The sequence below is a fragment of the Flavobacterium sp. KACC 22761 genome (assembly GCF_034058155.1).
GTDB lineage: Bacteria > Bacteroidota > Bacteroidia > Flavobacteriales > Flavobacteriaceae > Flavobacterium.
The window spans coordinates 3,764,117-3,781,607 of record NZ_CP139148.1 but is presented as its reverse complement, the minus strand read 5'-3'; the positions used below and the strand labels follow the sequence as shown (position 1 = coordinate 3,781,607).

The 17,491-nt window shown below is 35.2% G+C and carries 9 protein-coding genes; all 9 read right to left on the bottom strand.

Annotated elements, in window-relative coordinates:
• Nucleotides 1-64: 64 nt before the first annotated feature.
• A complete protein-coding gene (locus SCB73_RS16415; protein ID WP_320567283.1) occupies nt 65-922 on the bottom strand; it encodes a DUF4861 family protein in 858 nt (285 codons plus the stop codon).
• 210 nt (nt 923-1,132) lie between these two features.
• A complete protein-coding gene (locus tag SCB73_RS16410) occupies nt 1,133-2,929 on the bottom strand; it encodes a hypothetical protein (RefSeq protein ID WP_320567282.1) in 1,797 nt (598 codons plus the stop codon).
• Nucleotides 2,930-3,014: 85 nt separating this feature from the next.
• Nucleotides 3,015-3,581 carry a hypothetical protein gene (locus SCB73_RS16405; protein WP_320567281.1) on the bottom strand — a complete coding sequence of 189 codons (567 nt, stop codon included), beginning with the start codon at nt 3,579-3,581 and terminating at the stop codon, nt 3,015-3,017.
• Nucleotides 3,582-3,594: 13 nt separating this feature from the next.
• Complete coding sequence (locus SCB73_RS16400; protein ID WP_320567280.1) at nt 3,595-5,871, bottom strand: GH92 family glycosyl hydrolase; 2,277 nt, start codon at nt 5,869-5,871, stop codon at nt 3,595-3,597.
• A gap of 107 nt (nt 5,872-5,978) precedes the next feature.
• Complete coding sequence (locus SCB73_RS16395; RefSeq protein WP_320567279.1) at nt 5,979-7,625, bottom strand: alpha-L-fucosidase; 1,647 nt, start codon at nt 7,623-7,625, stop codon at nt 5,979-5,981.
• Nucleotides 7,626-7,678: 53 nt separating this feature from the next.
• On the bottom strand, nt 7,679-9,994 hold the full coding sequence (locus SCB73_RS16390; protein WP_320567278.1) for a GH92 family glycosyl hydrolase: 2,316 nt from the start codon (nt 9,992-9,994) through the stop codon (nt 7,679-7,681).
• A 124-nt stretch (nt 9,995-10,118) separates the two neighbouring features.
• Nucleotides 10,119-11,729, bottom strand: coding sequence for a RagB/SusD family nutrient uptake outer membrane protein (locus SCB73_RS16385; RefSeq protein ID WP_320567277.1), 1,611 nt, complete (start codon nt 11,727-11,729; stop codon nt 10,119-10,121).
• A 19-nt stretch (nt 11,730-11,748) separates the two neighbouring features.
• Nucleotides 11,749-14,757, bottom strand: a complete 3,009-nt coding sequence (locus tag SCB73_RS16380; protein ID WP_320567276.1) for a SusC/RagA family TonB-linked outer membrane protein — start codon at nt 14,755-14,757, stop codon at nt 11,749-11,751.
• Between the two features lie 272 nt (nt 14,758-15,029).
• Complete coding sequence (locus SCB73_RS16375; protein WP_320567275.1) at nt 15,030-17,213, bottom strand: alpha-N-acetylglucosaminidase; 2,184 nt, start codon at nt 17,211-17,213, stop codon at nt 15,030-15,032.
• Nucleotides 17,214-17,491 lie beyond the last annotated feature (278 nt).

The following is a 17,491-nucleotide window of genomic DNA, read 5'->3' as shown; positions in this document are numbered from 1 at the left end:
TCATTTACCCATTGGGCGCATTTTTTAAGATAATTTAAAATAGCTGCACCCAATGGGTGAAAAGCTATTGTAATTTTTTCATGTAAGCTTCCAATTTGTCCAAAGTGTTCAACTCTTGTTCTCTGGCACTTGATGAAATAATTTTTGTCTCTAAATTTTTTGTTGGTTTCGAGATCAGCAAATACTGATTACCATCGTCTGTAGTTTTTTCGTAATCTTTTGGATTATACATAATTCCGGCCCCAATTGGAACAATTTCAGCCGCTACATCTTCTGGGTGTTTTCCCCAAACCGCAATATAATTTGCTCCCTTTTTTGTCTCAAAATCTTTGAAATAATTTACTCCAGTAGCAAATTGCACCTTTTCTCCTGTCAAACTAACAGCTTCAACTTTAGCTTCTCTTTTTCCTGAAAATACAGTCACTCGAACTAAAATATCGACTTTTTTTCCTTTGTACGGAACTCCTCTTGAAATCATTTCCATGTAAGAAGTGGTCTCAGTTTTGCCAACATGAGCCAAGCGATTTGACACCGGATTCAGAGAAACCAATTTTTCTCCATCCCAAAGCTTCACTCCTCCCAATCCTACTGTATTAGCAACTTTATAATAATCTGCGCCCCATCCATCTTTTTGCTGCTCAGGAGTTGGATACCAATGTGCCGCTTTTAATTCTAAACCTGGTTTTGCTTTTGAATATACATCAATCGCAACTTTATCACTAAAATAGATCCTCAAAGCCATCCATTCATTTTCTACTGCAGGTCCGTGATGTCCAATTGTACTGTACAAATCTCCCGACTCTGAACCAATATCAGTCAGATAAGATATTTTGTCTGCTTTCATATACAAACTTGCATCTGTTTTATTTTGTGCAAAACAAGTAAAGCAAAACGACAAAGCTGCTAAAAATGATAATTTCATAATTGTATTTTATTAGATATTTAATTTTCATAAATTTAAAATAACTGTTCAAATTACACGAATAATTCTCTAATATTATTTGAAAATTATGTGAAATTTATTTTTAGGCGTATAAAATCAGTATTTATACAAGTTCAATCTTGTTTCAAATGCTTAAAATTCAACAAGATTTCTAAAATATGTTTATGAAATTTGATTCTATTTTAAACATCAGGAAATTGTCATAGTGTGCTTGAATGGTGTAAATCCGGTAATATAAACATGTTCGCCAGCAGTTCGCAAAGTACCTTGATGATAGGTGTATTCTTCGCTATCTAAATTCTCAACGCTATGATGCTCACATTTTCCTTGGCCAACTTTTATGGTATCAGTTCCTCCAGCAATTGTTGCGAATCCCGATTTAAGAAAATAATTTTTGTTTTCATCCCTATCGGCTCCTGAAACAACACTTCCTTCATTAAAGCACATTTCGATCGTAACTTCGACATTTGGAGGGCCGTCAACTTTAAATTCTAGATTCAAACTTCCATTTTCTTCTGTAATTTCTATTACGGTTGTTTGTGTTTTTACGTTGCTTTTTATTCGGGAATCAAAATCCATTTTGTTCCAAAAACGACCGTCGAGCGAAGGCGATAATTTATAGTCACCATCAGGTTTGAGATATGGCGCTTCAAGTGGTTGATAATAATCTCCTTCCTTGGTTTCTTTGAGAATATATTTGTTTCCTTCCTTTACAATTCCATCACTGCTAAAATATCCGAGTCTAAAAAACGAAGTCGACAAACGCATGTATTTTAAAATTGCATCTCCTTTTCTAAACATCAAAAAATTAGGATTTGAAGATCTACCCGAAACAATCTGCAAAGGTTTATCGTTGCCACCAAATAATGTTACAGAAGTTTTGCCACGCCTGATTCGCGCTAAATTTGAAACTGCAAAAAACTTTTCAAAATCGTTTGCTATTTTGGCATCAGTCGGAATTTCCTTTTGAAGTTCAGTAGTTTCCATAAAAAAAGCCAAAGAATCACACAAAATTTCACTGTTGAATTCTGGAAGGCTTTCGATCACTTTTACCATGTAAGCAAATATTGGATTTTTGGTGCGAATAGCCATATATCGGTAGGACAAATAAAATTTATTTACCTTAATATTCATAAACTGATCTTGTCTTTTAGAATCGACTGTAACCAAATCTCCGTTTGGCTCTGTGTAATAAAAATAGGTTGTCAAATTTTTATTTACGATATCTAACAATTCAGGTTTATGGAGCAATTTGGACATGTTGATCAATGCTTTGTCTATAACTGCTGAATATATGCCACTTCGCTCTGAAAACTGTCCGTCTGCATTCATATAAATACCTTCTGCAAGCCATTGATCTATTCTTTTCAGATATCTTGCATCTGGATACAACGAATTGATGCTGGCCAAAGCTCCGCAAACAACCCAGCGATGGTTTGGGGTATGAATGCCTCCGGTAACCATTGCTTCGCCAGCATTCAAAATGAACTTTTTCAATTTCTCTTGCAATACTGCGAAGTCTCTTTGCTTGTCTTTATTTAGCAAAACAGCGGCTGGACAAATATATTCCAGAATAAAAGCAGTATCTGGAGGCGATTGCCTGTTTCCACCGGCATCTAGTGTGCCATCGCTATATTGTTCTTTGAGTAAAATATCTATAGCTTCATTGATTTTTTCGGCTACAGGTTTTGACTTATAGAAATCTGATTTTGAATTTAATAATGAGGCCGTACATATTGTTATGGCGCTTGCAATTGGTCGGAAATTACTAATTCTTATTCCAGATTCATTAAATTTTTTATTCAATATACTTTTAACTCTGGCATCATTGCCTAAAATGAGTTTTTTCATTAATTGAATATCTTCTTTTTCTGAATTATTATTAGAAAAAAAGTCATTTGCAAAGGCGAGATCACTTACTAAAACGCCTGCTAATGAAAGACTTCCAAGTCGAAGAAATTCTCCACGGTTCATTTGATTCTTCATAAACTTGTTTGTTGGTTGAGATAATAGTTTGATTGTTTTTTTGTAAAAAACCAGTGGTCAATTGGTTCTTGTTAATGACAAAAGATTATTTGTCTGTAACTTTTACTAGTGTGAAATTAATTCCTAATGGATTCTTGGTCATTTTGCAGATTAAAGGGAAATCTGGATTTTTTATGATCCACATTTCGGTTTCATCTATCTGAGCAACAACATGAAAAGCATCAATTGATTTTCCTTCCAAATCAACATTGCTTTTATCATTTTTTTCATCCAAAATATAAGTCGTGTTGTTATAAACAAACTTTTTATTTTTTACCAAATCCTGATAAGCCGATTGAGAAATCATAAAGAAAGTCTCATGTGGCTTTAAGATTAAAACATTCGAATATTCACCTTGATTAAAACTTAATGCATCGCCTTTCTTTAATGCTTTTTGACTCGTTACAATATTGGTTTTTACGCCTTTTGTTTCCAAACCAAAAACGAGAGTGTCTTTAGTTGTTTTTGTTAAAAGCGTCAAGGTTCTTGTTTGTCCGTGCAACTTACAAACATAGCTTAACTCGGTATTGTTTTTAATTGACGGGACGTAATTTTGTGAAAATCCAAACTGATAGGTGGTGCAAAAAAGAATTGCTAAAATTATATTTTTCATGTACTGGATATTTTTATTTTTTTGGTGGCAAAATAGTCGTTCCCCAAGCCGAAGGTTTAGAATCCATTTCGTAAATCAATTCGCCACCTTTCATAATATCATCATGGGTAATCCAAGCCTGATTGTATGGTTTTCCGTTTAAGAATGCCGTTTTTATGTATTTGTTTTTCTTGCTCATATTCCTAGCCGTAATCTTGAATTGATTGCCGTTTTCTAGTTGTATCGCAGTTTCCTTAATAAACGGTGCATTCAACAAATAGTAAGGCTGTCCAGCATTTGGATATAATCCCATCATGTGAAAAGCCAACCAAGAAGACATTGCGCCAGAATCATCATTTCCTGGCAAACCTTCATGCGACGTATTGAAATTGTTTGTGATGATTTCATGAATTCTGTCGCTGCTCAAATAAGGTTTTCCAATCCAATGATACAAGCAAGGAGTCAAAAACGAAGGTTCATTGGCAACATTGTACAATTTTGAATCAAAAAAAGTATCCAATCTTTTCTGAAATGCCAATTCTCCGCCCGATTTGCGAACAAGTTCAGGAACATCATGAGGAATGCTAAACGAATATTCCCAAGAAGTTGCTTCATAAAAAAACACGCACCAATGGCAAACATACCAAGGAGACTCAATAATAACTGGAGTATATTTGAATCTTGGCTTCTGAATTTTTGATTCCCCAAAAACAATATCGTCCAGCCAATTTCCTGATGCATCTTTTGGCATAATAAAGCCTTTAGAGCCATTATTCTCATAATCTGAGCGCCATAAATTTTGCCAGCTGTCTGCTTGCTTTATATATTGATTATACAAATCCGTGTACCCCAATCCTTTTGCTACGGTTGCAATATTATAATCATTGTATGAAAAATCAATTGTCATATTTCCTGCGCGAGGTACATTATACGGCACATAACCCAGACGCAGATATTCCATTAAGCCTCCTCTTCCTTCTTTTTCTTCATTTCCGCCTGGAGGCACTGTCGCATCTTTCAGCATGGCTTTTAATGCCAGTTCATAATCGATTCCTTTTAGTTTTTTGACAAAAGCATCGGCTACTACAACCTCTGCATTTGACCCGCCTTGCGTACGGCCGTTATCATTCCCGCTTCTGCCTTCTGGCATATATCCATCGCGTTTATAAATGTTAAGCATTGCATTTACGATTTCGACTTGACGTTTGGAATCAATTAAGGTAATCATAGGGCTCGAACTTCTAAAAGTGTCCCAAATACAGTAAAAATCATCATAATAAGGTTCATCATTTGTCCATAAAGGATTTTCGCCCGTTCTGTTAACTGGAGCCAGCATGGTATGATACAAACCTGTGTAAAACATCTTTTTATAATCTTCAGGCGTGTCGGGCGAAAGTTTTATTCGGCTTAATAAAGCTTCCCATTTATTTTCTAAATTGGATAAAACCGAATTAAAATCCCAATGCGGAATTTCGACCTCTATATTATTTTTAGCTTTCAGCTCACTTAAAAAAGAAATTCCAATTTTAATATTTAATTCTTGTTTTCCATCTTTCCCAAAAGAAAGCAATGCAGCGGTTTTCTTTCCTGAATCAAATTGAGATGATTGATCAGCGTAAAATTTCCCATCTTTCCATGTCACATATTTTGCAATTGGCTGATCAAAAATTGCCCAAAAATAAACAGTATAGGCACGGCCGTTATTCCAGCCTCCACGAATTCTGCTGTAACCTCTAACTTCATGATCTGAAACGATTTCAATTTGAGAACCTACAAATTGCTGTGCTTCTCGCCCGTCTGGCTCAGGAGATTCTCCTAAGAAAAACCCTGGGTCTATTTTTAAATCTTTAGTCGCATTTTTAGGATAAGTAATCTTGTAAAAAGAAGCTTTTTCGGCTGTTGTTATCTCTGTTTTGATATTATTCTCTTTGAAAATCGTTTCATAATAACCCAATTTCACATTTTCCTCTGCTCTATAAGAAGTTTGATCCAATTTGTTTAATGCTCCAGAAAAAGGCATTATAAGGATGTTTCCATATTTTGGTCCGCCACCGGTTCCACTTACGTGCACTTGACTAAAACCTGTAACTTCTTTTGGCAAAGGCAACCATCCGCTGTTTGGATTTACTGTACAATCAGGACTTGGTTTAACCATTCCATACGGACATGAAGGTCCAATAAAAACACGACCAACGCCCTCAGAGCCAATCATGGGATCTACATGCTTGTGAACCTGGCTTTGTGCATTAATAGTCAAAAAAGATGATATTCCTAAAAAAAGAATCACTTTAGTGTATTGCATAATTTTCATATTTTTCTTTTTACTCTTAGGACTGAAATTTTTAAATTAAATATTGAATATGTTAAATCATCAATGTAAACATTTGGAATGTATTGCTCTGCATCACGCTAAAACCATTATGAGTTAATTTCCAAAACATTACCATAAACAAGTTCCGGCTTTTGATTGGGAAAAAGAACTTCTAACCCATTATCTTTTTGTATAAATTGAAGATTTTGTCCTGTACTTATCAACTTGACTTGTTTTATGCTTTTTGTATAATAACCAGCCTGTTTTCCTAAACTTTTAATTAAAACCGAATTAGATTCGGGCCAAGTCATTACTGTTGCAAAAAGTTGTTTCCCTTTTTTAGCAAAACGTATATCTTCGGATGTATACGGCTTGCCTTTCCCTTCATTGAATCCTTGTGCACTTAAAGCACTAGCACTTTCTTGTTGGGGGCCTTCGCCAAAAATTTTCCATGGGCGTGTACCATAAATACTTTCTCCATTCACTTTCATCCACAAACCAATTTCTTCTACAATGGCACGTTCTAATTCATCTATACTTCCATCACCTCGAACTGGAATGTTCAACATCAAATTCCCATTTTTGCTCACTACATCAATAAGTGTGTGAATAACCGTTTTTGCTGACTTATATCTTTTATTATTATACACTTCTCTGTCATAATGCCAGTGTCCTATACAGGTATCAGTCTGCCATGGCAAAGGTTCAATTGCATTGCTTTGCCCTTTCTCAATATCCCAAACCATTGATTTCCGCTGTTGCTCGTTTAGTATTTTACCCGTAACAACAGTTTGTACTGTTTTGTTTTTCTTAAGGCTCTTATTGTACAAGTGTGCTGCTATACGTAATCCCGCATCACTAATTGGCCAAAATGGCAATGCTGTATCATCAAAATAAACTAAATCTGGATTGTATTTATCGATTAAATCGATGGTTCTATCATGGAATTTTTCGATATAATCTGATGTTGGAATTGAAGCTCCATCACCCCAATCCCACTGACTGTTGATTGATTTATTACCTGAGGTCGCTTCGCTTAATGGATGATTTTGAGCGTAAAGTTCTTGCGGATTTAATCCTTCCCACCATTTTCCTGTTCCGTCTGCTTTAGTCAAATTTCCATCGTAAGGAATTCCAGCTAAAGGCCCGCTTTTATCAGCTCCTTGAGAGGTATCAAACCAGTTCCAAGCATGCGCCGCGTGAACACTTACAGCAAAAGGCAAACCATGTTTTCGAGCTGCACTTTCCCATCCTGCAATGATATCTTTATTGGGCCCCATTTTAGTAGAATTCCAATTGGGTTGAAATTTGCTGTCGTATAAATCTAAATTATCATGATGATTTGCCATTGCCAAAAAATATCGGGCACCTGCTTTTTTATATAAGCTCACCAACTCATCTGGATTCCATTTATCAGCTTTCCAAACATTGATTACATCCTTAAAACCAAATTTTGAGGGATGTCCGTATTTTTCAACATGAATTTTATACTGTCTTGAGCCTTCTTCATACATTCCTCTTCCGTACCAATCTCCCGCTTCAGGCTCGCATTGTGGTCCCCAATGTGCCCATATCCCAAATTTAGCATCACGAAACCAATCTGGAACTTGATATTTACTCAAAGAATCCCAATTGGGCTCAAAACCACTTTTAAACACAGGTGCAGCAAATAAATCAGACTGTCCAAGTAAAGGCGATAAATAAAGGCCTGCAACTGCTGACATTCCTAATTTTAAGGCATTTCTTCTATTCATGTTTAATATTTTAAATAAAATTAATGTATTAAGGCTAAGCTATATTGCTGTCACTATTTTTTAGAAGATTTATCTCCCATTTCTAAAATCAATTCGCCTCCGCCTGTAATATCACTGTGGGAAATTGCAAAATTCTCAACCGTTTTATTATTGAATTGTATTGTATTGATGTAAATATTTTCAGGGTTATTATTCAAAGCTTTAATCACGAACTCTTTGCCTTTGTAATAATCTGGATTTAATTGAATCGAAATTTTATTAAAGATAGGACTTCCTATTTGATATTGTGGATTTTCATCAGTTCCCCCATTCATCTGAAACAAACCAATTTTCAACAAAACGTTTAAGCTCCCCATTAACCCTTGATCTTCATCGCCGTTGTATCCTGTTTTTGGCGATAATCCGCTGAAGGTTTCTTTTATCACTTCGCGTGTCCAATATTGTGTTAAATCCGGTCTCCCAATTAAATTAAAAATAAAGGGCGTCTGAATCGAAGGTTGATTTCCAAAATTTATCGGAATTCGGCTAAACTCAGGATGCAATTCTGCATCGTGTGAAGTCCCTGATGTAAATTTTAATTTTTTTGCTGTTTGAAATTGAGCATTTAATTTTTCTACGGCCTTTTCTTGCCCTCCCATCAACTTAACCAAACCGTCAATATCATGTGGGACAAACCATGTTGCCTGAGCACCATTGGCTTCTATAAAACCTGTTTCATATTTATACGGGTCAAAATTAGGAAGCCATTTTCCATCAACATCTTTAGGGCGCATCCATCCAACTGATTTATCAAATACATTTTGATAATTTTGAGATCTCGCCAAGAAATATTTATAATCTTCATAATGGCTTAGCTTCTTTGCTAATTGTGCCAAAGTCCAATCCTCATAAGCGTATTCTAATGTTAAGCTTGCACCATCCTGATGGCTTCCAAAATTACCTTCTGGCAACGGATAAGGCACAAAACCTTTTTCTAAATAATATTTCAGTCCGCCACCAATATTGGTTTTATGCTCGTAACCTGCTTTTCCCATAATACCATTTAACATGTGGTTTTTCTTCAAACCAATATAAATGGATTCCAAATCTTCCTTTACAATACCTTTTTGAATAGCCGTAACAATAAAAGGTGTTGTGGAAGCTCCCGTCATCACATAGGTGTCATTACCGCCCGAAGGACCACGCGGAATCATTCCTCCATCTTTATAATATTGCATTAAAGAGTGTACAAAATCTTCCATAATTTCAGGATATGCAAGTCCCCAAAGTGTGTTAATTGTCCATTGTGCACCCCAAAACGAATCAGAATTAAATTGATTGTATTTTGGCTTTCCGTTTTGATTTAACGGTAATTGTCCAATTCTAAATTTTTCTCCCGTATTGTCAGGATAAGCACCATTTGCATCATTAATCATTTTTCTGCCTTGCAGCGCATGCCAAAGATCGGTGTAAAATCTTCTTTGGTCCGTTTCTGAACCTCCCTCTATTTTAATTCTGCTCAGCAAATTATTCCATTCTTCTCTTGATGATTCAACAACTTTGTCAAAATCCCAATGAGGCAATTCTTCATCAATATTAATTGACGCATTTTGTACTGAAGTATAGGAAACTCCTACTTTCATTAATACCTTTTTGTCAACATTCCCTAAATTAATTAGGTAGTTACCCGTTCCTGTGTCTTTTGTGACAGAAGCAATTGGCGCGTTGATTTTTATTTTAAAGAAGACTTTTAACGGTTTTGGTCTTCTAAAATTTGTACTTAGAATCAATGATCCCGAAAGCTCATTGTCATTGTTTTTTTCCAATATTCCGTCCGTATTTTCACAAGGACCTAAAACTGTATTTAGATTAAAAAGAATTGCTTTTTGAGCATTCACTGGAAAAGTATACCGATGAAAGCCTACTCTTTTTGTGCTTGTTAATTCGGCAGTTATTTGATAACGGTCTAAAACTACCGAATGATATCCAGGCGTAATTTTTTCTGTTTTATGACTGAATTTCGAGTAGAAATCTGTGAAAATCTTTTTTGTATTATCTTTAGCAATCACCACAGGCATTACTGAAATCCCAGAAAGTTGCCATTCGTGAACATGACTAAATCCCTTTATGGTATCTGTATTGAATTTATACCCACATCCCCAATCTCCTTTAATTTCTGTATCAGGACTTAAATTCACCATACCGAAAGGACGGCTAGCAGATGAAAAGTAAAACCATCTTGAATTTTCGGTATCAAGCAAAGGATACACTTTATCTACCAATTGATTTTTTTGGAGATAAACTGTTTTCTCACTTTGGCATGACGCTAAAAACAGAAGACAAAAACTTACTCCTATGCGTCCTATTTTATATATTTTATTTAATTCCATTATTTTGTCCTAAAAAAGTTTTGAACTTTGGATTTGCTGCTTTTAATAAAAAAAGGAGAAGAATTTTTGCTCTTCCTCTCCTTTTTATAATTAGTGCAATTTGTGTTTTAAATTATTCTTTGTCTTAATAGCCAGGATTCTGATCTAGCTTAGGATTTAAAACCTTAGCGTAAGTAGGAATTGGAAATATACGACGTGTAGGATCCGAGTTTGTTTTAAAGCCCCATTGTCCTTCATATTTGCCAAAACGAATCATGTCATTTCTATGCCATGCTTCCCAAGCAAATTCTCGGCTTCTCTCTTTATACAAATCCTCTAATGTTACAGAAGTCCATGCTGCAGATGTTGAACGATTAGAACGAACCATGTTTACTAGCGAAATAGGTGTATGACCTAGAGTAGCATTTCCTCCACGAAGAATAGCCTCCGCTTTCATCAAGATCACATCTGAATAACGTAAAAATGGAACATCGTTATTTTGATTACGGCTTGTCGAAGTATTGTCAGGATAAAATTTTATATTTCTGTACCCCATATTCCATGCAATTTCATCATTCCCGCAATCAAATAATGCCGGATTCTGACGCAGTACGATATCAGGAGTTAAATTCACCTGATAGGTATATGTTGCACCACCATCTGATCCTGTATAGAATTGGTCATACCCTTTCTTTGTAGTAGTAACCATTACTGGAGTAACACCGTCATTCATGTATTGCAAACCAGTTAACCATTGTTTGTTACGAATGTCATTAGCATCATTAAAATAAGCATAAAATGAAGGCAGAGTACTTCTAGGTGCGCTAGGTGTAAATGGAAGACCAAATTTAGCTCTTTCAGAACGTGGTACATCATAACGTGCATGATACATTTGTCCATTATAACCTACTGATGTAGCTGCGGGATCAAAAGGTACAGCAAAAATAAACTCTTTCATTTGCGGTCCATTATTTGGATAAAACATCTGAAGATAAGTTGCTCTAGGTTCAATAGTATACAAACCAGAATTAATTACCGCATCAGCCGCCGCAATACAATCGTTGTAACGTTGCGTTCCTGTATAAACCTCTGCATTCAAATACAATTTAGCAAGCATTGCATTTGCTGTTTGTTTGTTTGGTCGACCATATGTTGTTATTCCAGATGCAGGATTTAAATTAGGAATAGCATTTTTTAATTCTTTTTCAATAAAGTTAAAAACTTCAACTCTACTAGATCTTTCTTTAGAGCTAAATTCTCCAAATACGGTATCTAATGGCACACCACCATAAGAATCCATCATCATAAAATAGCTGATAGCACGCATTGTTTTTAATTCAGAAATCATTGTTGATTTTTCTGCACCTTTAGGCATGGTTTTTTCTAGAATAGCAATGGTCTGATTGCTTGTTCCAATAACTTTTTCTGCCCAGTCCCAAGGACCAACTCCATTGTCTGCAGTCCAATCATGATAATGCTGACAAGCGTAACCTCTATTATCAAACCAGTTTCCTCCACGTGCAGGCATAATGGCTTCATCTGTAGTTAGCGATTGTGACCACCACCAAGAAAATGCAAAATCGCCACGGAAAGCAGCATATACCGCACCAGATGCCTGAATATATTGCGTCGAATTCTGAGGAAACACATCTGGCGTTAATTGTGTCGTAATTGGCACCTCGAGATCGTCGCAAGAACTTACTAAACCGCCAACCACAAGAAGGGGAAGTGCTAAATATTTAAGTATATTTTTCATTGTCTTTACAATTTAATTTTTAAAATATCACGTTCATACCAAACAAAAATGTTGTGGTTTTTGGGTAAAAGTTATTTGAATCTACACCAGGAGCTGTTCCTCCTTGTTCCACTTCAGGATCAATTCCGCTGTATTTTGTGATCACAAATAGGTTATTTACGGTTTCATAAATGCGGATTTTTTTGATGTATCTTCCAACTTTGCCAAAATCATAACCTAGAGTCATATTATCCAATCTGATGTAGCTTCCATCTTCTATAAAACGAGTTGAATACTTATAGGCATTAATATCATTTGGCGATTCATCTGCAGCATCTACAAGTATGTTATTAGACATTGCTGTACTCGGCCTAAATAAATCTGCACGAGTTGCATTGAAAATTTTATTACCAAATACACCACGGAAGAAAATGTTCAAATCAAATTTTTTGTATGTAAAATTATTATTCCATCCCATCATAAATTTAGGCTGTGCACTTCCCGCATAATGGTAATCTACACCAATTTGAGGATTAGTTGTCAAGCTACCATCTTTAGCAACATATTGAGAGATACCTGCCGCATTTTTTCCTGCGTATTGAAGCGTAAAAAATTGCCCTAGAGGTTTTCCTTCTTTCAAAATCTGCAAAGTACTTCCTGTTTGTCCTCCTCCATCTGGCTGTACTCTTCTAATTGAGTCACCTCCAATAAAATAAGGATTTGTTAATTTAGTGATCTCATTTTTATTGTGTGAAAAATTCAAACTTGTTGCATAACTGAAGTTTTTAGTTTTAGCCACATTTGCATTCAAAGTCACCTCGACACCTTTGTTTGACATATTTCCTCCATTTGCAACGATTGTTCCCACTGGTACAAGCACTGGATTTACAGAATAATTGTAAATCATATCTGTTGTTTTTTTGTCGTAAACCTCTACAGAACCCGATAATTTTCCTTTCAATACTGTAAAATCAAGTCCAATATTTGTTGTAGCAGTTTTTTCCCAATTCAAATCTGGATTAGCAGCCTGATTTGGTCCGTAGGCACCAACTTGCTGTCCATTATAATAAAACGTACCTAGACTTCCTGAGATAAATTGTGCTGTATAGGCATTAAATCCAGAAGAGTTTCCTGTTTGCCCCCAGCTTGCACGAAGTTTTAAATCTGTGAAAATTTCTTGGTTAGCCATAAAGCTTTCTTTGTCAATTCTCCAAGCTCCACCTACTGATGGGAAATATCCCCATTGGTTGTTTGTTCCAAATACTGATCCACCGTCTCTTCTGATTGATCCTTGCAAAAGGTATTTGTCTTTGTAGTTGTAATTCAAACGTCCAAAATAAGAAATCAAGCGTTTTTTCTGATAAGCTTTGCTATCTCCGAAGTCAACTCTGTAGCCTGAAACCGAGCTATAATTTCCTAAAGCAAGATTGTTGTAACTCACATTGTCAACCGGGAAATTAGTATTTGATGCCTGGAATCCATCTCCTAAAACATCTTCTTGCCATGAATAGCCTAACACTGCTTTAAGCTTGTGATTGCCAAAAGTTTTATCCCAATTCAAGAAACTTTCAATAATGGTATTGCTGGTTTGGTATGAATTTCTCAAAGCTGATCCGTTTACACCAAAATTCACTAAAGTTTTTGTTTGTGGTGGATCTGGGTTATTGTAGAAATTTGAACTATTATACTGTTGATAATAACTGTCATAATATTCACCGTGAAGTGAGTTTAATTGCTGGTAAGACAAATTCAAGTTATATGTAAATCCCCAAGGAAGTTTTACTTCAGAAGTTAAACTCGCAACAAGGTTATTTGTTTTTGTATCATCATCTGCGTGATTCATCATTGCAACCGGGTTGAAATAACCAGTCTGGATGAAATTTTCAAAATAAGTTCCGTTTGGATTCGTTATAGGCGAAACCGGCAGGTGATTTATCGATTGCTGCAATACCACGTTACGCTGTGGCACATTATTATATTTGCTGTTTGAATTAGTAACATTCAAACCAAATTTAACATGATCGTCAAATGCATTTTGTTCAATTGCTAAGTGCGCAATTAAACGTGAAAATTCATTTCCTTGCAATACTCCTTCTTTATTGATATAACTTACGCTCGCGAAGTAGTTACCATGCTCGCCACCTCCGCTCATCGAAAGATTTTGAGTTGTTGACGGAGTATAACCTGGTCTAAGAATTGCCTTTTGCCAGTCAGTATCTGCTCCTTTATCATTTTCAGGAGTAAAACTTAATTTATTTTTGGTTAAGAAATCTCTCAACTGAGTAGCATTCATCATATCCAATTGATTTGATACTTTTTCAAAACCAAAATAGTTACTGTAGCTAATTTGAGACCTGTCTTTGCTTCCTCTTTTTGTTGTTACCATGATAACTCCATTTGCGGCGCGGTTACCGTAAATAGCAGTTGCAGCCGCATCTTTCAATACATCGATTGTAACGATATCATCGGGAGCAATAATCGAAATATCAACACCAGGAACTCCATCAACTACATAAAAAGGTCCTTGGGAACTGTTCAAAGTCGAAGCTCCACGCAAAACTACTGAAGCAGTTTTTGTTGGATCGCCACTGCTTGAAACATTCAAACCAGAAACTTTACCTTGCAATAACTGACCAACATCGGCAATTACACCATTGTTTAAATCATCAGCTTTTACAGATGAAACTGCAGTTGTTAAATTTTTTCGTGATCCTTTTCCGTATCCAACAACAACAACTTGCTCTAAGTTTGTAGTAGTTGAAGCTAATCTAATTGTGATATTTTGTGATCCGTTAAGTTTGACACTTTGATCTACAAACCCAACAAAAGAAACTAATAGCGTTGTGTTTTTATTTGAAACAGTAAGCTTGAATCTTCCATCAAAATCTGTCATGGCACTATTTTTAGTCCCACTTTCAATTACATTGGCTGCTGGTAACGGCATGCCTTTGTCGTCCAAAACTACACCGGACACTTCTGCTTTTTGCGCCCAGCAATTAAAGGAGAAGCTGGCAAAAAAGACTAATAATAATAGTTTTAGTTTTTCCATATAAAGTTAAAGTTAGTTGGTTAAATAATTGTTATGCGAAATTACCATTATTGATTTGTTTTGTAAATGGACAGATTATTCATAAACATGGATTTTTTGACTAACCCAACAATATCAAGGCTTTACGCGTTCATTCTGTTATATTATATTCTTCAAAAAATTGATTTCTTTTTAAAATTACAATTTTATTAAAGACGGCTAATTCTGAAATATTTCTTAATTCTGACAAATTTCAATATCCTAATTTCAAATTGTTTTTTTCTTTTTTTGTGCTAAAACATTTCACTGCTTTCACACCATTTTATTTCCCATTTTTTTATTGATTCTCTCACTTTCAATTCATCAAATGGTTTATTTTTTATTGCTGCTTCTTTTTGCGCTTGCAAAAACATTTTCCATCTCGGCCAGTAATATTCTTTGTACATTCCTTTCCAAGCTCGAGAGGCATAATCATTCAAATGTCCTTCTCCGCCCCAAATTGTGATTAAGGTTTTAGCATTTTTTAAATATAATTTTGATTCAGATTCAGAGCTTCCATAATTCCAAGCCGATTTTAACCAATGGTTTAAATTGTTTAAAGGTTCACCTGCTATACTAGCATCGATTTCTAAAGCTTGTTTTTCGATTTTTTTAAACAGCTCATCGCCTTTTTTTATGTCTTTTTGTTTATACGCCTTCACACATTCCATCAACAAGTCATCCAAAATAAGCGAATAATAATGTCTGGAAACTTCTATTACATCATAATTAAAAAGATTTTCCTTGCTATAGTTTTTGGCTTCGCTTTTCAAAATATCCAAAGCTTGTTTCAATTTTTCTTTATCTCCCGGATTTCCTTTAAACTCTGTTATTTCTTGAGTTGGTCCTTTAAAAAACAAATACGCTCCTGCTTTTTCCTTCCACCAACGCGTTTCCCAATATTTCGTACTATAAACCGATTCTATCAAAAGTTGCCAAGCCTTAGCAACTGGATCCGAAATATTCTTTCCATATCTAGCTTTCAAATATTTCTGCAACCAATCACTTACTGTTTCTTTTCCTTGTTCCCACGGAAGATCATAAATGTATTCATAGACTAATGAATTATTATTTAATCCTTCCGGCATTGCTCCGTAGCCAACAATGTTTCCTTTATTTGGATTCTTCAATAAACTCGTCAACTCATTTCTATAGAAATTCAAATCTCCGTAAACTGGATTAGATCCTCCATAATTATGCACATAACCATAAGTCCATTGTTTTCCATAAAAAGCTTCTTGATTTTCCCATACCTTATATCTGTCATTTGCATAATCCTGAATCATTAATCGATCATTAGGCACTTTACTTAAAAAAGCTTTAGTTGCTTCTTTTGTCCAAAACTCTTTATTATCTCCAAAAAGCCAACCTTGCATAACCCAAGTTGCACGTGGAGAAGCTTCATTAATGGTTTCAAAAATGACTTTTCCATAATCAGCCAATTCATCATATTTGTGCTCTTTTGAAACTGGTGGCGTAATCTCATTAAATGAATCTGCTAAATAAAAATCCGATTGTCCGTATAGTTTTGTATAAATTTCAATGAAACGCTTGCCAAGCTCTTTAAATAATGGGTCTTTTGAATCCAATAAATAAGTACTTTCAAAGCCTCCTCCAGACCATGATTTTAATTCCGTTATTTTCGAATTTGGATGTTTCTCGGCAAATGCTTTAGGTACATAACCGCTAAAAGCAGGAACAACGGGATGCATTCCTAATTCTCTCATTTGCTGCAGTATTTTCTTTTGAACGTCTTCTTTTTTAGTAATCCATTCTTGTAGCAGTGGGCCATCAAGACTATTAATATTCCCCATTCTTTGCCAAGGCAAAAAAGCTGGTCCAGCAAAATGCTCCTGCAACTCACGATCAGTTAGTCCATATTCTTTCCACAATAATTGCCAAGCGGCTTCCTGTCCTTCCATTGCAGTTGGCAAATTGATCCCATGAAAAGCCATCCAATCAATTTCTTGCTCCCAGCGATTCCAGTCCCACCAAGGAGTGGTGTAACCAAAAGTGCAGGCATTCATATATTCCCTGTATTTAAAAGAAGTTGCTTGCTTTTTTGAATATTTCGGCCATGTTTTTGGCAAATTGATTCTATTTCCCTCCCAACTTATCAAAACAGCTCCAATATCTCTTAAAAAATTATAAGCTGCATAACAAATTGCTGTATTTGAAGTACCGGTAATTTTTACATTCGTTGCCGTTGTTTCCACTTCAAACCAATCTGATTCATCTTGTTCTTTTTTATTGGCAATTTCCAAAACAAACTCATTGGAACGTTTACCAATCAACCTTTCAATTACAGCCAACGAACTTTGAGTTTTTTGGGTACTTTGGCAATATGCATTTTGCACCAAAAAAAATAATACAACCCAAGAAACAATAGTTTTTGTCAAATGCATGTTGCACTGAATTTTGAGAAATCCATTTTTCATATAAATTTATTTATCGACCCTTTTGGTCTAATTACTAAAAAACAACTACAGTTTTAATATTGTAAAGAAGACTTCCTCAAAAACTGAATTGAAGATAAAATTATAGAAACCAAGATTCGGCAGAATGGACAATTCATTCAAAACTATAGAAATATTAAGCAGAAAAAGGCGAGAAATGCTTAGGAACAAATTCTGTTCTAAATCTTCATAAATAATACTATTTTAAAAAACAAAAAATGCCTCAGCAATAAAATTGCTAAGGCATCTCAAAAAAATGG